The sequence below is a fragment of the Microcystis aeruginosa NIES-4325 genome, from assembly GCF_008974145.1.
Taxonomy (GTDB): Bacteria; Cyanobacteriota; Cyanobacteriia; order Cyanobacteriales; family Microcystaceae; genus Microcystis; species Microcystis aeruginosa_G.
The window spans coordinates 19,488-40,597 of record NZ_BJKP01000022.1; the positions used below are offsets into that span (position 1 = coordinate 19,488).

Consider the following 21,110-nt stretch of genomic DNA (forward strand, 5'->3'; position numbering starts at 1 on the left):
ACTCCCTTAACAGATCAGTCTGATCTCCTTGATAGTTTCTCAGGGCTTTTGGGGTAATTCTAGAAGTGTGGGACTGAATTTAAGCGTTCTAGCAAAGACGACAAAACCACTAAACCCTATGAAAACTTGGTTAGAAGATCGCGGTATCTTACCCGCTTACGGTGGGGGGGTAATCATTGGCATTACCCTCTGTTTTTTCGGAGCTGCGACCAATACCATGGCGGGATGGTTGTATGCTATCTCTGGTACGATGATCGCTCTTTTAATTTTATCGATAATTTTACCCCGTCGTTCCCTTCTTCCCCTGAAAGTGCGTCGTCTTGCCATTGTACCCGTGAGTGCGGGAGACGATCTTAGTATTAGCCTAGAGATAGAAAATACGAGCAATCAGACGATAAATCTGTTAGAAGTGACAGATATGCTGCCAATTGTCCTCGATCAGCCAAAAATAACCCCAATAGAAGCGATTGCCCCCAAAAGTTGCCATCGTTGGACCTATTATTTACCCACCAGTAAACGGGGTGTTTATCAATGGCAAGAAGTACAATTAAGAACAGCAGCCCCTCTGGGTTTATTTTGGTGTCGTCGTTGTCAGCAAGCAGCGGCTAAAGCTTTAGTTTATCCCCAAGTTTTACCCTTACAACAATGTCCCCTGATCGATTCCCTCGGTCAAGAGATGGAACAAAAATTAGAAAATAATCGCTATTATCAAAGGGCTAGTCAAGGACTTACCCGTAACCTGAGACAATATCGCTACGGTGATTCTACCCGTTTAATTCACTGGAAAACTAGCGCCCGTTTGGGAGAATTTCAAATTCGGGAATTAGAAGTGTTAACGGGGGGACAAGAAGTGATTATCTGTCTCGATACCCTCTGTGATTGGCCAGAAGACAGGTTTGAACGGGCGATTATTGCCGCTGCTTCCCTCTATTTTTATGCCCATCGTCGGCAATTAAATGTGAAACTCTGGACCGGTGAAACGGGTTTAATTCAGGGAGAAAGGGTCATTTTAGAAACTTTAGCCAGTATAGATGCAAAAGCTAGTCAAAAAAAGGCTAATCTGCCTAATTTACCGCTAATTTGGTTGACAAGTAACTTCAATTCCATCGAACAACTCACCCCCGGCAGCCGTTGGTTATTTTTCCTCGCTGCCGATTCTAGGGAGAGTCCTTCCGTCTTAATCCGACAGTGTAGCGGATTGGCGATCGAACCAGAAACTTCTCTACAACAACAATTACAAAAACCCCCTCGTTGAGAAAATTTCTGTTCCCAGTCTAGATTGAGAGGAAATTCTCCAGAAAAAAATACTGGTATCCCCGAAAAAGATGTTATGATAGAAAAGACTCGGACTCATGCGATCGCAACGCCTTAACCTTGTCAGGACCGGAAGGTAGCAGCAATACGGGATGCTTGTGACTGGCGTGATCTCCGGGTCTTTTTGTTGCCTGTGACGGTCGCTGTTGTGAACGCTTTCAAAACTTTTCGATCGCTTACTGCTGAAACTCGTCGTCAACTAATCTTCCTCTTCGTCACGGCGCTGTTTTTCTGGATAAGTATCACCACTCTCGTCCCCACTCTCCCCACCTATATTAACTCCCTAGGCGGTGGCAAGCAACATATCGGTTTTGTCATGGGGGCTTTTGCCATCGGTTTAATTTTATCGCGCAGTTGGTTAGGCAATCTAGTTGATCGCCGCAGTCGCAAATTAGTGGTTTTATTTGGAACTATTGTCGCCGCTACCGCACCCCTCGGTTATCTATTTTTTCGGGATCTTTCCTCTTTATTCGCCGTCCGCGCCTACCATGGTCTCAGTATCGCCGCTTTTACCACCGGTTACAGTACCCTAGTGGTGGATTTTTCCCCCGTTCGTCAACGGGGGGAGATAATTGGTTATATGAGCTTAACTGCACCCATAGGCATGGGAATCGGTCCAGCTTTAGGCAGTTATCTCTACGAATCGATCGGTTATGACGGTTTATTTCTAGTTTCCGCCACTTCAGGAGCGATCGCCTTTCTCTTGGGTTTCTCCATTCAAGAACCAGACTTCAAGAAAAAATTAGCCGAAATGAAGGCAGAAAATCCGACAATTGAGCGCAGTTTCTGGGAATTATGTCAAGAACGGGCTTTTTTAGTTCCCACCTTAGTTTTTCTGCTGGTTGGTACTTTATTCGGCGGTTTAGTCGCTTTTTTACCCCTGTTTCTCCTCGAAAATCAGCTCCCTTTCAGTGCTGGTCTATTCTACAGTTGTGCGGCAGTGTCGGGCGTAATCGGACGGATTTTGTCAGGAGGAGCCAGCGATCGCTATGGGCGGGGTTTATTCATCACTATTAGCGTTCTTTGCTATGGTTTATCCATGTTGGTTCTATCTTCTGCTCGATCTCCTTCCGATTTAATTTTAGCCGCTATCCTCGAAGGTACGGGAGGGGGGATTTTATTCCCTATGTTACTGGCTTTAATCTCCGATCGCTCTGGGCCCCAAGAACGCGGCCGGGCCTATTCTATCTGTATCGGCGGTTTTTTTGTGGGAACAGCCTTAGCTGGTCCAATTCTGGGGGTTTTAGCAATTTCCTACGAAACTATGTTTAGTTTATCCTCAGGATTAGCTGTTATTGCTCTCTTTCTCTTTTTTACTCTCTCTAACCCCACCATACGCCATTCTTTTCTCTTCGCTTTCGGTTTAGAAAAAGATCTCTATGCTCTGCGCCGACAAGTACAATAGGGTTTACTGAAAAAGTTTTTCCCAGGACAGGGTTATTTAATAGGTTTGAGGTTGAAAATTATCGGGAATATCTAATTCAAATACTTGGTCATGAATCCGAGCCACATAAAGCCCCTCTTGCAGAATTTTTTCCCGTAATTCCGGGGATAAATCAACGGCCGCTAATATGCCATAGAGTTTTTTATCTTTGTGTTCAGGAAAAAAACGGCGAAACCGTTGCAAAATATTTTTTAATTGTGTAATAGACTCCTCTTTGGCATGACTTTTAACCTCGACGATATAAGCAGTATTTAGATCACCATTACTATAGGCAAGGACATCAATTTCTATGTGTTGTCCTTCTTTACTGACTCGCACACTAGGACTGATAACTTCCATACCAAATTGTTGTCTGAGAATCGTTTCCATTGAGGGAAGGGCAAGTCCTTCGGTAAAACTGCCGAATTTGGCAGCGAGTCCCCCAATTTGTTTGCCCAGTTCTTTGAGTTGTTTGTCAGTTTCCTTGAGTTGTCGGTCAGTTTCTTTTTGAGCGGCAGTTAATTCGGCTAAGAGTCGCCATACATCTTCGGATGTGGTTGCCATAGATGATTTTTTCCTTCTGCTCTGGTCTATTGCCATTTTAGCCAATCGCGCCGATACTTCCTAATTTTTAACCATAGGATTTTAGATGAGCTTACCCTGATAATCAATTATCGGCAGCAAGAATTGACCTTTTCTATCCCTAATTGATGACAATTTTAGGCACTTCGTCTCTTTGATACACAAAAAAGAGCACTTGTCAATAGCGATCGCGGATTAAATGTCCAGCTAAACTGATAGGCTATTCCCTTGCTCAGAAGTGGCAAAATGCCGCTCGATTAGGGAGGGGACATCTTGGGGAACCACCTGATTATAATGCTTTTTATCGGGCATAACCACCAGATTCGGGCCTTTTTTGCACTGTTTCAAACAGCCGGTTAATTTAATATTCACCGCTTCTCCCAGTCCTTTTTCCTCTAAACCACTCTCTAACCTTTGGCAAACTCTCGCACCGCCATTTTTCCAACAATCGGACTTCTGACAGATTAAGACGGTGGCTTTTTTCGCTTTTGTTGGGGCGACTTCTGGGGTTTTTTCGCCAGATAAATGCTCAATCCCTAGTACCCTCAGTTTTAATTTTCCCTTTTTTGAACACAGACTACTTTCTCCCGTCACTTTTAGCCATGAGTGGAGAGCAATATTGAGAGGTATGTGGTCTCGCAGTGTTTTTTCGGGCTTAAACCAATATTCCCGTTTATCAACACTGATTCTCAGATATTTTACCTTATATCCGTCTTTGAGGACAAAACCGAGGAATTGACCGACCACTTGGAAGGGAATCATCGTAGTTGTAGATTTTGACATACTTTCTCACTTTTTACTCTCAGATTGCTAATTTTTCTTAAGGATTATACCTGCCAACAGGTTTCCAGCCAACCGATTAAACAGCCTGGGGAAGCCTCTACCTGTCGCAGGACAGTCCACAGCTGTACAAGTTGAGTCGGTCCATCGATGCGAACCTGCAAAGGCTTATGGAGCGAGGATTTACATTCAATGTCTAAGGCCTGCAGCTGGAGGTAAACCTGCCAGCGATCCCAAGCACTAAGATTGAAGATTTTCTCACTTTCCGATGGCCATTTCTCTATACTCATGGGGCTTTTAATTGAGAACTATTAGCAATATAACTCTAGGCTGATGTTCTCAGTATAGCCGACAACTGCAAATAATTATCAATAACTTGAAGAAAAAAAAGTTACCCGGTAGCGGCGATCGGCTAAAATTTTGCTTGTCCGCTTTGCCGACAGGAATCGCTACCGCCTACAATTGTCAAAGGGATAAAAATGGAGATAAAAAGATTTATTGACGAAAATTATGGATAAAAAAGCTCAAAAAACCGATAATTCAGCAATTCTCTATTTTGATGGTGGTTCTCGCGGCAATCCGGGAAGAGCAGCCGGTGCAGCGGTAATAGTTTTAGCCGAGGGCAATTCCTTAACCACGACTAGATATATGGAGAGAGCCACTAATAACGAAGCTGAATACACGGGATTGATTATTGGATTGGAAAAAGCCCAAGAATTAGGCTTAAAAAGCCTAGAAATTCGCGGAGACAGTCAATTAGTCATCAATCAAGTTAAGGGAGACTGGAAGGTAAAAAGCGATAGTTTACGTCCCTTTTATCAGCGTGCTTGTCAATTAGTCGCCCGATTCGATCGCATTAGCTGGTGCTGGATTGAACGAGCTAAAAATAGTGTGGCTGACGCTGCTGCCAATCATTGTCTGGATGCGGCGAAAAAATCCCCAGAAAAACCGAAGGAAGGTGAAACTAATCTCGATATCCCGCTCCAATCCCTGAAAACAATCCTAAATACTGAAGAATTCGTTTTCTCTTCCCTAACAGCAACAGGAGTAGAACAGCTGCAATTAACCCCTATCTGCCAATTTCAGGAAGAGGAAGGCCTAACGGTGATTATTCCCCGTCAGCAAGCTGATCGCGCGAGTTTACAGTACAAATATATTTATAGACAAATTACTCTTTCTGTGCATTCTAGTTTAGCGGCGGTGGGATTTTTAGCGGTGATTAGTGAGAAACTGGCCGAAGCGGCAATTAGCGTCAATGTCATTTCTGGTTATTATCACGATCATTTATTTATCCCTAGGGATAGGGTGACAGAAGCGATGGCTATTCTCGAAGAAATTAGCCGCTCCTAATAGTAGCCGAGCCAGTCGTCAGGAGATTGTTTTTATTTATTCTCCCTTCTCCCCTCTCCCCATCCCCCACTTCCCCACTTCCCCACTTTCCACCTCCCTTGAAACAAGATTTATTATTATTTGGTCTCCTCTGAGGAATTTTTCACCGTTTCTTCTAGGAAAACTACCGGTTCTTTTTCCCGCTGCTGCGAGCGGATGATATCGATGGTACTTTTCAGCACACTAGCGATGGGAACTGCTATCAATAAACCGAGAATTCCTGCCACTTTGCCCCCGATAAAAAGAGATAGAATAATCCAGACGGGATTAAGTCCGATCATACCTCCCATTAACCGAGGGGCGATGACATTATCATTAATTTGACCCACAATAATGGTCAGGGTCAAAACTTTTAATCCTAACCAAAAATCTTGAAACATCAGTAGGGTACTAATGCCAATAATGGTAAAGGCACTGGCAAAAGGAATTAATGTAGTTAGACCGATCGCCACACCGAATAATAGGGCATAATCAACCTTGAGAATCACAAAAACAAAAATTTGAGCAAGGCTGAGAATTCCCGCTAAAATGGTTTGACCAGCAAAATAGGTTTCAAAAGTTTGGCGAATAATCGTTCTTAATTTGAGATTCCAGGGAGCAGGAATCCAACTTAAAATTCCCTCCCAAATTTGTTCGCCATAGAGAACAAGAAAGACGGTGAGAACCAGTACAAATAGAATATTTAGGATACTGTTGATAGTTCCCAGCACAAAGCTAAGTAATTGAGTGCTAAGAGTTTGTAAAACATTGGTTAGTCGTTCCGATAACTGGGTGATTGATTGCTCGATATAAATCGCATATTTCTGAGTTTTATCCCACTTTTCTAAATTTTGTATCTGTTCGGTTCCCGACTCGATCCACTGGGGTAAACTATTGATTAAACTGCTTAATTGTTCGATAATCTGCGGAATTAAAATTAAACCTAAAACAATAAAAATTAATAGGGCAATTAAAAATACAATAGCGATCGAACTACTACGATTAACCCCGCGTCTTTGCAGCAGTTTGATGGGAACATCTAAGACAAAAGCTAGTAAACTGGCAGTGACAAAAATACTGACTAAGGGTTCTAGGTAGCTAAATAATTGGAATAATAACCAGCCATTGAGAAATAAGAGCGGAAAAACTAGACTTAGCCGCAACCAACGAGGTAGTTGCTTAAAAAGCTCTATCATATAACTAATTTTGTCCTGAGAGAGTATCGAGGTAAAAAGAGACTTTTCTAACCAGAAATCCTCTTTTAATCTACCATCTCCTCGCTACTTTTCTAGTCTCCAGTAAACCTGAAACTCTTATCCTAACTGTATGGAGCTAAGCGGATTCGAACCGCTGACCCCCTCAATGCCATTGAGGTGCTCTACCAACTGAGCTATAACCCCTTGAAGACCATTTTTGAATATAGCTTAAATAGAATCATTTTGTCAAGGGGTGACGAGAAAAAAATTTGTCAGTCCCAAGGCGATCGCTCATAAGACAAGGGTAGAACAATCGCCCCCATTTAGACGGGAGCCGGAATTTGGGTTAAATAGGTTAAACAGTGACCCATGAGGAAATAAACTACTAACATAGCCGCTGCCGCTGCTGCCACTAAGGTTCCTGCCAGCATCAAGGAAAACTCTTGCTTGTTGAACGCTTGCTGCATCAGATGCAATGACCAAGCCACAAGACCGAGGTCAAAGATGAGAATCGGAACTAACATATTTTAAATTTTGTTAACTTTCCTCTATTCTAATACATAATTTTCCCGAGGGATAATCGGACGGAAGTTAAAAACAGGGATTTTTTGCCGGTTGCTCGATCGAGGTTGTCAGCCGTCAGCCATTGGCTTTCAGTAATAGGTGTAAAGCTTGCTCTTCTGGGGTTGCAGCCTGAAGAAATCCTTTTCCCTAAAAACCGACTCAATCACTAGATTAAGTTCTGCAAATCTTGCTCTCATTTTCCCCAGCTAACGCACGGGTACTTGTTGATTTTGCAGATAATTTTTGACCTCAGCGATGGTTAATTGACCATAATGGAGCAAAGAAGCCAATAAAGCCGCTTCTGCCCGCCCTTCCGTCAATGCTTCGTAAATATGCTGACAATTACCCGCTCCTCCAGAGGCAATCACAGGAATCTCCACCCTTTCTGCGATCGCTTTTGTCAATGCCAGATCGTAACCCGCTTGCGTGCCGTCGGCATCCATACTGGTAACTAACAACTCACCCGCCCCGCGTTTTTCCACTTCTTGCGCCCATAATAAAGCATCAATACCCGTATTTTCGCGTCCACCCCGAACATAAACCTCCCAACCAGGGTTATGCTCATCCTTACGTCGTCTAGCATCGATCGCCACCACAATACACTGTTTACCAAAGCGATCGCTGGCTCGATCGAGCAATTCTGGATCGCGCACGGCAGCCGAGTTAATGCTGACTTTATCGGCCCCGGCTCTTAACAAATTTTTAATATTTTCTAAGGATTGGATGCCACCCCCCACAGTCAGAGGAATAAAAACCTGTTCCGCCGTGCGATAGACTACATCAATAATCGTGTCGCGATCTTCATGGGTAGCAGTAATATCAAGAAAAACCAACTCATCGGCCCCTGCCTGATTATACAAGCGAGCTAACTCCACGGGGTCGCCAGCATCCTGAAGATTGACAAAATTAACCCCTTTAACTACCCGACCTTTATTGACATCCAAACAAGGCAAAATCCGCTTCGCTAACATATCCTAGACTCTTGATTGTAACAATGGCCATCAAACGATCGCACAATTCCCCCCCGGCTGCCGAGGAAAATCTGCTCACTCCCAATCCCACTATAGAAGAAACGGAAAAAGCAGAAGCGCAGATCCGTCCCCAATCCCTAGAGGATTATATCGGTCAACAGGACTTAAAGGCTAATCTAAAAGTCACCATCGCCGCGGCCAAAGCTAGACAAGAAGCGATCGATCATTTGCTCTTCTACGGGCCGCCAGGATTGGGAAAAACCACCATGGCTTTAATTTTAGCGGCCGAGATGGGAGTAAATTGCCGCATTACCGCCGCCCCCGCTTTAGAGCGTCCCCGGGACATTACCGGCATCCTGATCAATCTTAAACCCCGGGATATTCTTTTTATCGACGAAATTCATCGACTCAATCGGGTGACGGAGGAGTTATTATACCCCGCGATGGAGGATTATCGGCTGGATGTGACGATTGGCAAGGGTCAAGCGGCGAAAATTCGCAGTATTTCTTTACCTCCGTTTACTTTAATCGGTGCTACTACCAAAGTTGGCTCTTTAACTTCGCCTTTGCGCGATCGTTTTGGCATGATTCAACGTCTGCGTTTCTATACAGTTGAGGAATTGACCACAATTCTTCTCCGAAGTGCCACTATTTTTAATATTCCCATGACCGAAGCGGGTGCGATCGAAATTTCCCGTCGCAGTCGGGGAACTCCACGCATTGCCAATCGTTTATTAAAACGGGTACGCGACTATGTGCAGGTGAAGGGAGAAGCTATTATCACCCCCCAATTAGCCGCTGAGGGATTAAATCAATTAAATGTGGATTCTATGGGTTTAGATTGGACCGATCGATTAGTATTAAAAACGATGATCGAACAGTTTCAAGGCAGACCCGTGGGATTGGAAGCAGTAGCGGCAGCCACGGGAGAAGATGCCAAGACGATCGAGGAGGTGTATGAGCCTTATTTATTACAAATAGGTTATCTCAATCGTACTCCCCGGGGTCGCATGGTGACGGCAGCCGCCTACGAACATTTAGGTTTACTGGCAAAATTGCCGAAAAATAATGATCAAAGTTTGCCTTTGTTTGAGTTGTAGTTTTCTAGATGTTAACTAGGTTAAAGATGGCATAGCCAACGCATAATTGAAACCAGTTGATTATCATTGGTTAAGTTAGCGGCATTGGTGAGTTTTTTCGTCTCTAATTGCTGATAAATTTCCCTGGCCATTTTTGTTTCAATAGCAGCGCCGATAAAAAAAGTATAAGGATGCTTAGAGATTTTTCTAAAAGCATTATCAATTCTCTGCAAAGCAGTACGAGCAGTTTTCCAATGTTCATCTGCTCCTGCGGGATCAATCCCACCTTTCAATTCTCCCAAAGCAATGTATAAATCAGCAGATTGTAAGGTTTGTTTTTTGATTTTTTTATTAGCTAATTGCGTCGAATCACATTTTTAAAGGCACAAATCAATATTGTTGTTATTAACAATGGGAACATTGACATTATAAATTATTGTTCTTGGTTGGCTGTTATTTAACCAGCTAACACCTCTAACCAAGATTTCTAGATTAGGTGTCATTTCTTCAGCTTCTCTCCATTGATTATTACTAGAATTGAGCCAATCATAAGCAATTCCTCCTACTCTTAAAGTTGCTAATAGAGAACGAGTAAATTTACTTTGAGCTAAGGAGCCACCTGCGTTTCTCATGATTCCTCCTAAAGTGTCACCCCGAATCAATAGAAATCTATAGACTAACTCCTCGACAAAATTAGTCCCCGCAGGTTCCAGAAAATTGACAATTAATTCTTGAATTGCTTCTACCTTGTCTTGGGGATGTAAATAATTTTTAGCCTTATCAGAAATTCCCGATGCAGTTAATAAAGCCGCTTGAATATCTGGGATATTTAGTAAATCTCTAGGATTGTTTACGGTTTGGGCAATAATTTTTAAGGTTCTTGCTTCTGCAATTAAAGGAGTAGCTCTCTGATTTTTTTCTAAGGCTAGAGCAATAAATCCTGAACGGATAGCTTCATAGGTAGTCTCCAAATCACCACTTTGGTTTAAATGCAAGAGATAGGGTTTTTCCATTAAGGCTTTCTCCACACATAAATACATTTTCTTAAAGATTCTCTACCATGACATCCCATTTGCTGACTACTATTACCTTTTCCCTGAGGAACTACTAAAATATTTTCTACTTTAAATCCAATTTCTTCAGCAATTTTTGACAAAATTAAATCTACAGAAATACTAGCTCCCGCATAACGAACGTTATCATTAATCATACAAAAAATACCAGAGGATTTCATAACCCGAAAGCATTCATAAATTAGACAAGACATTTCCAGAAAATACCCCCTAATCATCCGAGGAATACCATGGTTATTTAAGGACTTGCTTGATTTTAATTACTCTAAATAATCCAGGATACTCTCTAATAATTTTTGACGATCAGTTATGGCAATGGCTGGCGACCAATGTTCATTGATTTTTAGTAACTCTTTGGGTTTATTTTCAACAGTGCAACTAAGCATTTGTTGACGTAATTGTTTTAATTGTAGTTGATCTATTCCCAACAGAGCCAATTCCAAAGCGTAGATACGAGTATAATCATAGCGATTACAATAAGGAGGAGAAGTAATAATAGAATCGTATTTTTCTGACGAAATCTCTGGCAAAATCTCAAGACAAGAACCTTGATATAGTTGAATTTTTCCCCGAGGATAATCTCTAGAAAAAAGTTCCAATTGTTGCTGACTAGGCTCTAAATCTGCGAGAATTTCTCGTAACTTGCTATGTAGGGCAATTTTAAAGTCTAAAATTTTTCCTTTGTCAAATATATTTTTGCCCTGTTGTTTACCAGAACGATAATCCCAACGGAGGTATTGACCATCTTTTCTAGTATAGCTAATTGATTCGAGAATAGAAAGTAAGGCAAATTTTAAGATCGCTTGCACTCGCTCATTCTCTTGGGCAATCAACCCTAAGTAACTTTCTATACAAGCCTGATTTTCTTGGGGATATGCTCCTTGAGTAATTGGTAATTCTAATAACTTAACTTTGTCATCTACCTGTTGCCAAAGGCTATGGTTAGACCAGTACTCTAGACGATGTATATCATCACTATTTAAGCCATTTTCTAAAATTTGTCTAGTCATAATTAATTCCTGTCCAATCGGCAATAGTTCTATTCCATCTGCTGATAAACCCCTGGCTGCCGCCGCAAACAAAGTTGTTCCGCTGCCACCAAAAGGGTCTAGTATTTTTCCTTGTTTGATACCATATTTTTCTAGAAGATAAACTATCAGATCAACGGAAAAACCCTCTTTATATTTATACCAGCGATAAACCGGTTGGTTCTTATTACCTTGAAAACTCACTAGGGTACGAGATAATTGCTCAGAATCAAGTAATTTGTCTTGAAAATAATTAAATAATTCTCGATCGAGATTGTTGATTTCTAACAATCTTGCTGCTACATTAACTGAACTATTAATCATTTAGGTTTACTGGCGAAATTGCCGAAAAATAATTATCAGAGTTTATCTTTATTTGATTGGTAATTTTAATCGGTGGGGAAGGGGCGATACTTAAGGGTTAATTCTCGCACCGATTCCCCTAGATTTAATCTCAATCCCCTAGACAAATCCCCAAACCCCTGGCGGTTTTGACTAAAGTTTCTTCGGGATCGACAACGCGATAGGTTTTAATCGCCTCCTCAATGGGAACACTGACCACTTGCCGATTTTGCCAAGCCACCATACGATCGAATTCCCTCCTGGCGATCAAATCTACGGCCGCCACACCAAAAGCCGCCCCCAGTAAGCGATCCATCGGAGAAGGAATGCCCCCCCGTTGAATGTGGCCCAGGAAAGTCACTCTCGTTTCGGCCCCGGTTTCCCTGGCAACTTCTTCGGCTAAATAGCGACCGATACCCCCGAGACGATCTTCCCCTAGGGCTTCCTTCTGCACTAGGCGATTGCCAGTTTCGGTACGCACAGCCTCGGAGACAATAATCAGAGAAAACTGTTTATCCATACGCTGCCGTTGCCGGATCTTCTCGCAGACCTTCTCTAATCGGTAGGGAATTTCGGGAATGAGAATGATATCGGCCCCCCCCGCAATACCGGCAGCCAGGGCGATATGGCCGGCATCTCTACCCATAACTTCTAGAATCATCACCCGGTTATGACTAGCGGCGGTAAAATGGAGGCGATCGAGGGCTTCTGTGGCGATATTAGTAGCTGTATCGAAGCCGATGGAGACTTCTGTAGCTCCCACATCATTATCGATGGTTTTGGGGATACCAATCAGATTAATGCCTCCCTGTTGGGCAATACGGCGCAAAATCGCCAGACTACCATCGCCACCGATGCCAATCAGGGCATCCAGTCCCAGACTATGATAGCCGTCGATGATGTCCTGAGAGCGATCGATCAGGGTTCCATCCGGCATCGGGAAAGCGAAGGGATCCCCCTTATTGGTAGTACCGAGAATCGTTCCCCCCATCACTAACAGGCGGTCGACTCCTTCAATATCAAAGATCGTGGTTTTGGGGGGACGGCTAACTAATCCGTTCGTTGCTTCTCGAATACCCACCACTTCCCAGCCATAATTGCCACTGGCATGGTGGACAACGGCACGAATGGCGGCATTTAAACCCGCACAGTCGCCACCACTGGTGAGAATTCCAATTCGTTTTTTTTCACCCATAGCTTTTTGTCAGGAGATTAACAAATCTATATTTAGGGAAAAGTTGCGGATAATGCCTAAAAATTAAGAAAGTTTCTAGATCGTCCCTGACAGTTAGGGGAAAAAACCGAAACATCCGCCCTCGTCCCCTCAGTAATCGATCACGAGCAGGGTATGCAGGGCGACACGGATTCCCATTATACTAGAAATTATATAGCAATATTAGGGCATTTGTCAACCCTAATATGCGAGAAATTTTCTGATAACTGATAGCCAGTCAATTTAACTATTTACTGCTTGCTGAAGACGGGATATATCCCAACCTTTTTGATTGAGAAGTAGCCAAGACTGCATTAAATCCGGACCGTGTAACTCCCCCATCAAAGCGGCCCGGAGAGACTTCATCACCAGACCTTTTTTCACTCCATGGGCTTTAGTTGTTGTCTCCACAATTCCCTTAGCCACTTCTCCAGTCAAATCGGGACTAATAGCGGCGAGAATATCCTTGATAATATCCTTAACTCCCTCTAATTGTAATTGACTCAAAGCCTCCTGATTATAATTAGCCAGAGGGGTTAAAAGTAAGCGACTTTCGGCGACAGCATCGCTTAAACGAGTTAAACTCGGACCGATGAGAGTAGCCAAACCGAGCAACCAAGCTCGATCGGTTTCAGCATCAAAATTATACCCCGCTTCTTGCCAGTAGGGGAGAAGTAAAGGCACTAATTCCTCACCGGTTAAACGATGGAGATATTGACTATTAATCCAATCCAATTTCGTCCAGTCAAATTTTGCCCCCGCTTTATTTACCCGTTCTAAACTAAACACTTCTGCGGCCGCTTCAAGGGTAAAAATTTCTTCAGTGGAATCGGGAGGAGTCCAACCGAGGAGAGTCATGTAATTAACCAAAGCTTGCGGCAAAAAACCCAGTTTTCGGAAATCATCGATCGAAGTGACTCCATCCCGTTTAGATAACTTACGACCCTCTTGATTTAAGATCAAAGGAGTGTGGGCAAACTCTGGCACTTTTGCCCCCAAAGCTTCGTATAAAAGAATTTGTTTAGCAGTATTAGCGATGTGATCTTCCCCACGAATAACATGGGTAATTTCCATATCAATATCATCAACAACTACCGCTAAATTATAGAGAGGCTGACCGAAGTTTTCCTCGGCATTTTCCGAGGTACGAGCGATCACCATATCCCCCCCTAAATCACTACCTTTCCAGATAACTTTTTCCCGGATTAAATCCTGCCAAATAATTTCTTGATCGTCATCAATAATAAAACGAATTACTGCTTTTCTCCCCCCTTGCTCGAATTGCGCTTGTTGTTCGGGGGTGAGATAACGATGACGATTATCGTAACGGGGGGCAAGATTGCGGGCTTTTTGTTCTTCCCGCATTTTTTCCAATTCTTCTGGGGTACAATAACAACGATAGGCTAAACCTCGATCGAGCAGGGTTTGAATAGCCTGACGATAATAATTAAGGCGTTGAGTTTGAAAAAAAGGACCTTCATCCCAATTCAGTCCTAACCATTGTAAGCCCGCTTGAATATTTTCCGTATATTCTGGTCGAGAACGTTCTAAATCTGTATCTTCCACGCGCAAGATAAATTTACCCCGGTGATGATGGGCAAAAAGCCAGTTAAACACGGCTGTGCGTGCGGTTCCAATGTGTAAATTTCCCGTGGGACTGGGGGCAATACGAACTCTAACTGTCACGATTTAACTCCTAGGTTTTTTGCGGCAACGATATCCCATATTATGGCAAATTCACCTAGGCAAACTCGCGAAATTAAGAAAATTAAATGGATAGCTACCAAAAGGTGAGAAAGGAACAACAAACTCTCAAGAATTGAAGTTTCCCTCTCTGGGGAGAGGGTTTGAGGCAGAGATATTTCAATAACCCTGTTATTTCGATAATTCTAGGCAGCGATTAAAGATTTGCTCAAAGGTTGCCAACGGAAATATCTTTCCCCACCCAATTCGAGGACAAATTTTAACCGGGGTTCCTGTTGACTAAGATTAATTAAGTATTGTTTTTCTTGCGAGGATAAAACAAAACTTTCAATAATCCAAATCACTAAACCTTTAGATTTGGGAGGTAAATTTTCCAATTGATAGGTAGCAATGGGAGGAATAAAATAAACCGGTCCAACGGCTGCTTCCCGACCGATATTTTTTTTACCCAAATGGGGGGGGCGGACTCCATGAATGCCGGTAAGATAGGCACTTAAATCGCCTAGACCTCTAGCGGTGATATGCAGGACATTGTAACCAGTAGCCCGCAAACGTCTTTGATAGCGTCCCTCGTAACCTCCTTCTAAGGGTGCGTAAACACCTAAAGCACCGTATTGTTCCAGATCGCGAATAAATGGTTTTCCTGTGGTCAGTAGTGCCATAGCTAGTAAAAAAATCTTTTTCCCTATAATCGCACGTTTTGTTAAGTTGTGCGTCAGGTGAACAGAAAAAGACTTAGGATCAAAGATAGAGAGGGACAATCGCTACTCTCTCCCGAGGAGGCAATATGTTTCACGATCTCCTTTATCCCAACGGACTGCTTTACATCCTGATTAAACTAACTATTTTAGCTTTAGCAGTCTTGCTCTGGTTTATGGTCGTTTCGGCCCCGGCTGTCTGAAAAAAACACTGCTCTTGTCGCAGGTTAGCCTTGTCTTCTACAATTAGCGTTCTATGCAATGGCTAAATTTTGTCGATGACTCCTGTTAGATTGCCGATCAATCCTTTTCTGAAACCCAACCTAACCACTAAGCTACTAGGGGTTGGGTTGGTGTTGACAATTATTTTTATCCTGATTGCCCTGTTTTCGCCCCTTCTGCAAGCGATCGGACTGATTCAGGATCCAACCGACATTTTAAGCAATTATCCCCTACAAGCCCCCAGTTCCAGGCATTGGTTCGGGACAAATGTGCGCGGTTATGATGTCTTTTCCCGCACCCTATTCGGGGCGCGAGCGGCCTTGTCCGTGGTATTTTTGGCCACAGGATTATCTTTAGTCATCGGGGTTCCTTTAGGACTAATTAGCGGTTATTTGGGAGGTAAAATCGATCGAGTTCTCCTCTTTCTCATGGATACCCTCTACACCTTGCCGGGGTTATTATTATCGGTGGCTCTGGCCTTCGTTTTGGGTCGTGGTATCCTCAATGTAGCGATCGCTGTTAGCATTGCCTATATTCCCCAATATTTTCGCGTGGTCAGAAATCAAACCGCCAGCGTAAAAAATGAGTTATTTATCGAAGCGGCCCGAGCGATCGGGGCTACACCGGGTCGTATATTATCAAAATATCTTTTCTTTAATGTCGTCCAGAGTGTCCCAGTTCTGTTTACCCTCAACGCAGCAGATGCGATTCTGGTTTTAGGCGGTTTAGGCTTTTTAGGCTTAGGATTACCAGAAGAAGTGCCGGAATGGGGTCATGATCTCAAGGAAGCTTTGGCGGATTTATCTACAGGTATCTGGTGGACTACTTTATTCCCCGGATTAGCAATGACCACGATGGTGGTGGGTTTATCCCTCTTGGGAGAGGGGTTAAGTGAAATTGTAAACCCCCTGAGTCGTAAACGCTAAAAGTGCGGGCTAGAGTTCGGGGGAAATCAACTCAGGACCCCGCACCCTCAGCCTCTCTGTCCAGTAACAATGTAAGATACCCTTTGGGCGATATTGGTGGCGTGATCGGCCATGCGTTCCAGATGACGGATTAGTAAAGCCATCAGCAGGATTGGTTCCACCACACCCTTGATATCTCTTTGATGGGCGAGAGTGTGATAGAGATAATCATAGGCTTGATCGACCGTATTATCTAGTTCTTTGACCTTTGGACCTGCTTCTTGATCGAGGTCAGCCAAGGCAACAAGGCTCGTGGCTAACATATACTGAGCATGGTGGGACATAGCCTCGATCTCACTCATACAATCGTGGGGAGTATAGGCGAATAATTTGAGAGCTATTTCGGCCAAATCCTTGGCATAATCGCCGATACGTTCCAAATCGCGCACTAATTGCATAAAAGCACTTAAAAGCCGCAAATCTTGGGCTACGGGAGCCTGTAGAGTCATGAGAGTGGCACAATCTAACTCGATTTGACGGTAGTAGCGATCGATTTCCTTGTCAAGGGGGGCGATTTTTTTCGCCATTTCCAAATCCCTAGCAAAGAGGGATTGATGGCTAAGACGAAAGGATTCTTCGACCAAGGTTCCCATTCTCAGCACATCCTGTTCCAATCGCTGGAGAGAACGAGCGAAATAGGTGCGATCGGGATGATTGGTTTCTTTGGATAGGCTCACGGTCAGATTCGCTTAACATAAAACTACTCTTTCTCTACAGTCATAACAAGAAAATTTTCGATTTTGTACAGTTGTCTAGAGAACTTGACAGATTTTTTTCTCCCCACACCCCACACCCATCACCCCACCTAATTTTTTTGACGGGGGAGAGTGACTTGTAGGCGAGCGCCCCCGGTGTTAGGATCATTTTGAGCGACGATCGAACCGCCATGGGCTTGAATAATCTCTTTGGTAATCGATAAACCTAAACCGGTACTATAATCCTTTGTGCCTTGTTTTTGACGGGTGCGGGAAGGATCACCGCGAAAGAGGCGATCAAAAACGTAGGGTAGATCCGCTTCGTTAAATCCTTTGCCGTTGTCGATAACTTCAATTATCAGCCATTTTTCCCCGATAGTGTCGGATATTTCTCGAATTTCTAGGCGTATTTTCCCTCGTTCAGGACTATACTTAATGGCATTATCAAAGAGATTCAGGAAAACCTGCAGCAGACGAGAGTGATCCACTTCTACCGTCCAATCCACCGGAGAGGAATAATCTAAGCTAATCTGTTTTTGGGCGGCTATTGGGGTGACAGTCTGCCAAGCAGCGGTGATTAAGTCCTCTAGATTAATCATCTGGTATTGTAAAGATCGCCCCGCATCCGCTTGTAATTCACTGATTTCTAGCCAATCGCGCACTAATTGGCTCAAACGCTCCACTTCTTTAGCCATTTGTTCTAACCAGCGTCTTTCTGGCTCTTGGAGGCGTTTTTGTAAAGCTTCGGTAAGCAGAGAGATGGAGGTTAAGGGAGTGCGTAACTCGTGAGTTAAGTCAGAGAAAGCTCGCTCGCGATTTTGCGATAATTCCACTAAAGGCTGTCTATTTTCGATAAATACAGCGATTTCACCTTCTGGCAAGGGATAACCGTAACCCTTCAAGGCAATCGATTTAGGAGCAATTACTTGGCGATCGCTGACAGGGTTGACAGGATAATTAGTCGGGTAAAAAGTCCAAGTTTGCACCTGTGGACTCTGTTTTTGGCGAGTTTCTTGAATTAATTGATCTAATTCGTAGGAGCGCACCAATTCCAGCAGCAGACGCACCTGATCTGGCTGCCAGCGATCGAGTTTTAAGAGGGTTATTGCCTGTTGATTACACCAGAGTAGTTGATTATCGGCATCTATATGAAGATAGGCGATCGGGGCTAGTTCTAGCAAGGATTTCTGAATTTCTAAGCTCTTTTCTCGCTCTTGCAGACTTTGGGAGAGAAACTGTAATTCTCGACGCACTAGGGAGGTAACGGGAAAAGAAGCCGACAAATCCGCCGAATCCGAGAGAGCGCTCAGGGTTCGCTTTAACTCTCTGTTTAAGCGTGAGACTTGCCAATAACAAATACTCAAACCTAAAACTACCCCGAAAATAAAAGCGAAAATAGTCATTATCCCAGAAAGCGGCGATCGCTAAATTTGAAAATATAATCGCTCACCTAGCCAAAACGATAACCGAAACCGCGTACAGTAATCAGGTATTCCGGTTGACTGGGATCGATTTCCAGTTTTTCCCGTAACCAGCGAATGTGAACATCGACGGTTTTGGTGTCTCCTAAAAAATCTGGTCCCCAAATTTGTTCAATTAACTGCTCTCTTGACCAAACTCGGCGCGGATAACTCATAAACAGGTCGAGGAGACGGAATTCTTTAGGAGAAAGGTTAATTTCTTCATCTCGCACTGTCACCCGACATTCCTGGGTATAGAGAAAAACATCCCGGAATTTTCGCACGGGAGCGGCAGCTAGGGAAGTAAATCCTTGACGACGAATCAGAGCGCGACAACGAGCGACTAATTCGCGCATACTAAAAGGTTTAGTCAGATAATCATCAGCACCCACTTCTAAACCCAAAACTCGATCGGTTTCGCCAGCCTTAGCACTTAAGATTAAAATCGGGATAATATTGCCGTGATAGCGCAACAGACGGCAGATATCAAGACCGTTGATTTGGGGTAGCATTAAATCCAAAACGACCAAATCAAACCGAGACTCACCGTGATGAGATTCTTGACTTTGCAGTAATTCTAGAGCAGCGCGACCATCACTCACACCGAGTGCCTCGTAACCTTCTTCTTCCAAAGCTAAAATAATCATATCCCGAATCACTTCTTCGTCTTCAACGATTAAAATCCGATGATTGGGAACGAAATTCGTACTCGCCGACAAGGGGGGGTTGTCAAGGGTTAACATAAAAATACTTGATTATTCGTCCTAATTTTATCTCAATTTGTCAACCCGCATTCGTTTTGGAAGGCTAGAGCCGAATGTTATTACAGTTATCTACCTGGTTAGAGGTGGAATCCTATCTAGAACAATCTCAGGGAATTATTATTCCTATCGGTTCCACGGAACAACACGGGCCAACGGGACTAATTGGTACAGATGCTCTGTGTGCGGAGGCGATCGCTAAAGGAGTAGGGACACAGGTACGAGCAATGGTAGCGCCGACCTTAAATGTCGGTATGGCCCTACATCACACGGCTTTCCCCGGTACAATTAGTCTTCGTCCTAGCACTTTGATTCAAGTCATCCTCGACTATGTGACTTGTTTAGCTAGAGCCGGTTTTCGTCAATTTTTCTTTATTAATGGTCACGGGGGCAATATTGCCACCCTAAAGGCCGCTTTTGCGGAAACCTATTATCATTTGGATTCCCTCAATTTGCCTAACACAAATGAGGTTAAATGTCAAGTGGCCAATTGGTTTATGGTGCGAGAAGTTTATCTTTTAGCCAAAGAATTGTATGGAGATCAGGAGGGTTCCCACGCTACACCGAGCGAAGTGGCGTTAACTCAATATCTTTACCCTGAGAGTCTTAAAAATGCCTTTTTATCAGAAAAAGTGGCTTCTGGTCATGGTATTTACGGTGCGGCTAATTTTCGCCAAAATTACCCCGATGGTCGTATGGGTTCCAATCCTGCTTTAGCGACTCCCGAACACGGTCAGAGGTTCTATGAATTAGCCGTGAAAGAATTGAGTAATACTTATCTGGAATGGCTCTCTTGCACTGTGTCGGAGTGATAGTGACCAGGCCACCAAGACCAGGAATAATTTAACTGTAACCCTAGAGACAAAACTTAAATATCCAAGTAGAAAATTGATGATTACCACCACTGACAATAACTCCAATCAAGCTCTGGCTAGTTTGCGGGAAATACAAGAGATCGCCATCGCAATTACAGCCAAAAGCCTCAATCCCGCCATGCTAACGGTTGATTTCCTCAAATATTCGGGAATAGTTCCTCCCGACTGGGAATTAAATGGCCAGCCGGTACTCAATCCTAATTACGCTCAAGTTAATTTTCAAAATGGCATCAGCATCGTCGCCCAACCCCGGAAAATTACCTTTGTGGAGATAATTAACTCTCCCGATAGCCTGAACCTGAAACTGCCAGAAATTGTTGGTTTATATCTAGATAAACTCCCTTTAGCCGAATATCAAGCCCTGAGTATCGCCCCGAAAAGCATTGTTCCTCTCCCTAGTAGCCCCGATGCCGCTAAAAAATATATCACCGAAACTCTTCTCGCCCCTGGTTCCTGGCACAATTTCGGTACAGCCCCCCTACAAGCGGGCATCAATCTACTTTATCAGTTAGAAACCTCTCAGCTATCCGTGGCGATTAACGAGGCAAAATTGCAATTACCCGATGGCAAAATTTTAGGGGCGCTATTATTTGCCGGCAACTTTAACTATAATCTGGCCGAGGGCAGCGATCGATTAAATCTGCTCAAACAATATCTGGGACAATGGCAAAAAGACCTAGAGATTTTCCGAGAATTAATCACTCAACGCTTTCTGGAAAGACAAGTCCCAATTTTCCCCTCTAATATCAATCTACCCCTAGGACCCCAAGATGGACTGTAATCAGTCATCAGTCAAT

The 21,110-nt window shown here is 43.5% G+C and carries 21 protein-coding genes, 1 tRNA gene, 1 other RNA gene and 1 pseudogene; 8 read left to right on the forward strand and 16 right to left on the reverse strand.

What is annotated here, in order from left to right; all coding sequences use genetic code 11:
- Window positions 1–118: 118 nt before the first annotated feature.
- The 3 genes from MiAbW_RS12910 (at window position 119) to MiAbW_RS12920 (ending at window position 2,719) form a co-directional block, all read left to right on the forward strand.
- Window positions 119–1,255 (forward strand): DUF58 domain-containing protein, encoded by a 1,137-nt coding sequence (locus MiAbW_RS12910; RefSeq protein ID WP_151696440.1) that lies wholly within the window; start codon window positions 119–121, stop codon window positions 1,253–1,255.
- 86 nt (window positions 1,256–1,341) lie between these two features.
- An RNA gene (gene ffs, locus MiAbW_RS12915) (signal recognition particle sRNA small type) lies at window positions 1,342–1,438 on the forward strand.
- A gap of 9 nt (window positions 1,439–1,447) precedes the next feature.
- On the forward strand, window positions 1,448–2,719 hold the full coding sequence (locus MiAbW_RS12920) for an MFS transporter (RefSeq protein ID WP_151696441.1): 1,272 nt from the start codon (window positions 1,448–1,450) through the stop codon (window positions 2,717–2,719).
- Window positions 2,720–2,755: 36 nt separating this feature from the next.
- On the opposite strand, the gene MiAbW_RS12925 is transcribed toward MiAbW_RS12920, so the two are convergent.
- The 3 genes from MiAbW_RS12925 to MiAbW_RS12935 all read right to left on the reverse strand — a co-directional run bounded on the left by MiAbW_RS12925 (window position 2,756) and on the right by MiAbW_RS12935 (window position 4,389).
- Window positions 2,756–3,301 carry a DUF3782 domain-containing protein gene (locus MiAbW_RS12925; protein ID WP_151696442.1) on the reverse strand — a complete coding sequence of 182 codons (546 nt, stop codon included), beginning with the start codon at window positions 3,299–3,301 and terminating at the stop codon, window positions 2,756–2,758.
- Window positions 3,302–3,526: 225 nt separating this feature from the next.
- On the reverse strand, window positions 3,527–4,102 hold the full coding sequence (locus MiAbW_RS12930) for a (2Fe-2S) ferredoxin domain-containing protein (protein WP_151696443.1): 576 nt from the start codon (window positions 4,100–4,102) through the stop codon (window positions 3,527–3,529).
- Between the two features lie 44 nt (window positions 4,103–4,146).
- Window positions 4,147–4,389 (reverse strand): Asr1405/Asl0597 family protein, encoded by a 243-nt coding sequence (locus MiAbW_RS12935; RefSeq protein WP_151696444.1) that lies wholly within the window; start codon window positions 4,387–4,389, stop codon window positions 4,147–4,149.
- 220 nt (window positions 4,390–4,609) lie between these two features.
- Here MiAbW_RS12935 and MiAbW_RS12940 point away from each other — a divergent pair, with 220 nt between their 5' ends.
- Complete coding sequence (locus MiAbW_RS12940; RefSeq protein ID WP_151696445.1) at window positions 4,610–5,449, forward strand: ACT domain-containing protein; 840 nt, start codon at window positions 4,610–4,612, stop codon at window positions 5,447–5,449.
- 116 nt (window positions 5,450–5,565) lie between these two features.
- Here the strand turns inward: MiAbW_RS12940 and MiAbW_RS12945 are convergent, their stop codons facing one another.
- From MiAbW_RS12945 to hisF, 4 genes are all read right to left on the reverse strand, one after another.
- Window positions 5,566–6,663 (reverse strand): AI-2E family transporter, encoded by a 1,098-nt coding sequence (locus MiAbW_RS12945; RefSeq protein WP_151696446.1) that lies wholly within the window; start codon window positions 6,661–6,663, stop codon window positions 5,566–5,568.
- 131 nt (window positions 6,664–6,794) lie between these two features.
- Window positions 6,795–6,867: transfer RNA gene (locus tag MiAbW_RS12950), tRNA-Ala, on the reverse strand.
- Between the two features lie 119 nt (window positions 6,868–6,986).
- Entirely contained in the window at window positions 6,987–7,187 is a 201-nt protein-coding gene (locus MiAbW_RS12955) for a hypothetical protein (protein ID WP_151696447.1), read from the reverse strand.
- Window positions 7,188–7,433: 246 nt separating this feature from the next.
- Window positions 7,434–8,198 carry an imidazole glycerol phosphate synthase subunit HisF gene (gene hisF, locus MiAbW_RS12960; RefSeq protein ID WP_151696448.1) on the reverse strand — a complete coding sequence of 255 codons (765 nt, stop codon included), beginning with the start codon at window positions 8,196–8,198 and terminating at the stop codon, window positions 7,434–7,436.
- Between the two features lie 23 nt (window positions 8,199–8,221).
- Here hisF and ruvB point away from each other — a divergent pair, with 23 nt between their 5' ends.
- Window positions 8,222–9,298, forward strand: a complete 1,077-nt coding sequence (gene ruvB, locus MiAbW_RS12965) for a Holliday junction branch migration DNA helicase RuvB (RefSeq protein ID WP_151696449.1) — start codon at window positions 8,222–8,224, stop codon at window positions 9,296–9,298.
- A gap of 20 nt (window positions 9,299–9,318) precedes the next feature.
- Here ruvB and MiAbW_RS12970 read toward each other — a convergent pair.
- The 6 genes and pseudogenes from MiAbW_RS12970 to MiAbW_RS12990 all read right to left on the reverse strand — a co-directional run bounded on the left by MiAbW_RS12970 (window position 9,319) and on the right by MiAbW_RS12990 (window position 15,299).
- Window positions 9,319–10,317: pseudogene (locus tag MiAbW_RS12970) on the reverse strand (AvaI/BsoBI family type II restriction endonuclease).
- Window positions 10,290–10,487, reverse strand: a complete 198-nt coding sequence (locus tag MiAbW_RS20125; protein ID WP_238707279.1) for a hypothetical protein — start codon at window positions 10,485–10,487, stop codon at window positions 10,290–10,292. Before MiAbW_RS20125 ends, MiAbW_RS12970 begins: the two are co-directional and overlap by 28 nt.
- Window positions 10,488–10,610: 123 nt before the next feature.
- Entirely contained in the window at window positions 10,611–11,702 is a 1,092-nt protein-coding gene (locus tag MiAbW_RS12975; protein ID WP_238707280.1) for a site-specific DNA-methyltransferase, read from the reverse strand.
- A 130-nt stretch (window positions 11,703–11,832) separates the two neighbouring features.
- Window positions 11,833–12,915: an ATP-dependent 6-phosphofructokinase gene (locus tag MiAbW_RS12980; protein ID WP_151696450.1), complete on the reverse strand. Its 1,083-nt coding sequence runs from the start codon at window positions 12,913–12,915 to the stop codon at window positions 11,833–11,835.
- 261 nt (window positions 12,916–13,176) lie between these two features.
- On the reverse strand, window positions 13,177–14,619 hold the full coding sequence (gene gltX, locus MiAbW_RS12985) for a glutamate--tRNA ligase (RefSeq protein ID WP_151696451.1): 1,443 nt from the start codon (window positions 14,617–14,619) through the stop codon (window positions 13,177–13,179).
- A gap of 203 nt (window positions 14,620–14,822) precedes the next feature.
- Entirely contained in the window at window positions 14,823–15,299 is a 477-nt protein-coding gene (locus MiAbW_RS12990) for an NAD(P)H-quinone oxidoreductase subunit N (RefSeq protein ID WP_110578922.1), read from the reverse strand.
- A gap of 314 nt (window positions 15,300–15,613) precedes the next feature.
- Between MiAbW_RS12990 and MiAbW_RS12995 the strand changes: the two genes are divergently transcribed.
- A complete protein-coding gene (locus tag MiAbW_RS12995; RefSeq protein WP_151696452.1) occupies window positions 15,614–16,483 on the forward strand; it encodes an ABC transporter permease in 870 nt (289 codons plus the stop codon).
- Window positions 16,484–16,530: 47 nt separating this feature from the next.
- Here MiAbW_RS12995 and phoU read toward each other — a convergent pair whose 3' ends face one another.
- From phoU to MiAbW_RS13010, 3 genes are all read right to left on the reverse strand, one after another.
- On the reverse strand, window positions 16,531–17,199 hold the full coding sequence (phoU, locus tag MiAbW_RS13000; protein WP_012267636.1) for a phosphate signaling complex protein PhoU: 669 nt from the start codon (window positions 17,197–17,199) through the stop codon (window positions 16,531–16,533).
- Between the two features lie 128 nt (window positions 17,200–17,327).
- Window positions 17,328–18,620 (reverse strand): sensor histidine kinase, encoded by a 1,293-nt coding sequence (locus MiAbW_RS13005; RefSeq protein ID WP_151696453.1) that lies wholly within the window; start codon window positions 18,618–18,620, stop codon window positions 17,328–17,330.
- A 47-nt stretch (window positions 18,621–18,667) separates the two neighbouring features.
- On the reverse strand, window positions 18,668–19,420 hold the full coding sequence (locus MiAbW_RS13010; protein ID WP_151696454.1) for a response regulator transcription factor: 753 nt from the start codon (window positions 19,418–19,420) through the stop codon (window positions 18,668–18,670).
- A gap of 74 nt (window positions 19,421–19,494) precedes the next feature.
- On the opposite strand from MiAbW_RS13010, the gene MiAbW_RS13015 reads away from it, so the two are divergent.
- Together MiAbW_RS13015 and MiAbW_RS13020 are read left to right on the forward strand one after the other, a co-directional pair.
- A complete protein-coding gene (locus MiAbW_RS13015) occupies window positions 19,495–20,250 on the forward strand; it encodes a creatininase family protein (protein ID WP_151696455.1) in 756 nt (251 codons plus the stop codon).
- Window positions 20,251–20,329: 79 nt separating this feature from the next.
- Window positions 20,330–21,094, forward strand: coding sequence for a hypothetical protein (locus tag MiAbW_RS13020; protein ID WP_151696456.1), 765 nt, complete (start codon window positions 20,330–20,332; stop codon window positions 21,092–21,094).
- Window positions 21,095–21,110 lie beyond the last annotated feature (16 nt).

Coding starts and splice junctions, on each gene's coding strand:
- MiAbW_RS13005 (WP_151696453.1), bottom strand. CDS start 18,620: ATGACTATTTTCGCTTTTATTTTCGGGGTAGTTTTAGGTTTGAGTATT.
- MiAbW_RS12935 (WP_151696444.1), bottom strand. CDS start 4,389: ATGAGTATAGAGAAATGGCCATCGGAAAGTGAGAAAATCTTCAATCTT.
- MiAbW_RS12940 (WP_151696445.1), top strand. CDS start 4,610: ATGGATAAAAAAGCTCAAAAAACCGATAATTCAGCAATTCTCTATTTT.
- MiAbW_RS20125 (WP_238707279.1), bottom strand. CDS start 10,487: ATGATTAATGATAACGTTCGTTATGCGGGAGCTAGTATTTCTGTAGAT.
- MiAbW_RS12995 (WP_151696452.1), top strand. CDS start 15,614: ATGACTCCTGTTAGATTGCCGATCAATCCTTTTCTGAAACCCAACCTA.
- hisF (WP_151696448.1), bottom strand. CDS start 8,198: ATGTTAGCGAAGCGGATTTTGCCTTGTTTGGATGTCAATAAAGGTCGG.
- MiAbW_RS12930 (WP_151696443.1), bottom strand. CDS start 4,102: ATGTCAAAATCTACAACTACGATGATTCCCTTCCAAGTGGTCGGTCAA.
- MiAbW_RS12990 (WP_110578922.1), bottom strand. CDS start 15,299: ATGGCACTACTGACCACAGGAAAACCATTTATTCGCGATCTGGAACAA.
- MiAbW_RS12925 (WP_151696442.1), bottom strand. CDS start 3,301: ATGGCAACCACATCCGAAGATGTATGGCGACTCTTAGCCGAATTAACT.
- MiAbW_RS12945 (WP_151696446.1), bottom strand. CDS start 6,663: ATGATAGAGCTTTTTAAGCAACTACCTCGTTGGTTGCGGCTAAGTCTA.
- MiAbW_RS12980 (WP_151696450.1), bottom strand. CDS start 12,915: ATGGGTGAAAAAAAACGAATTGGAATTCTCACCAGTGGTGGCGACTGT.
- MiAbW_RS12955 (WP_151696447.1), bottom strand. CDS start 7,187: ATGTTAGTTCCGATTCTCATCTTTGACCTCGGTCTTGTGGCTTGGTCA.
- ruvB (WP_151696449.1), top strand. CDS start 8,222: ATGGCCATCAAACGATCGCACAATTCCCCCCCGGCTGCCGAGGAAAAT.
- MiAbW_RS13010 (WP_151696454.1), bottom strand. CDS start 19,420: ATGTTAACCCTTGACAACCCCCCCTTGTCGGCGAGTACGAATTTCGTT.
- MiAbW_RS12910 (WP_151696440.1), top strand. CDS start 119: ATGAAAACTTGGTTAGAAGATCGCGGTATCTTACCCGCTTACGGTGGG.
- MiAbW_RS12975 (WP_238707280.1), bottom strand. CDS start 11,702: ATGATTAATAGTTCAGTTAATGTAGCAGCAAGATTGTTAGAAATCAAC.
- MiAbW_RS13015 (WP_151696455.1), top strand. CDS start 19,495: ATGTTATTACAGTTATCTACCTGGTTAGAGGTGGAATCCTATCTAGAA.
- MiAbW_RS13020 (WP_151696456.1), top strand. CDS start 20,330: ATGATTACCACCACTGACAATAACTCCAATCAAGCTCTGGCTAGTTTG.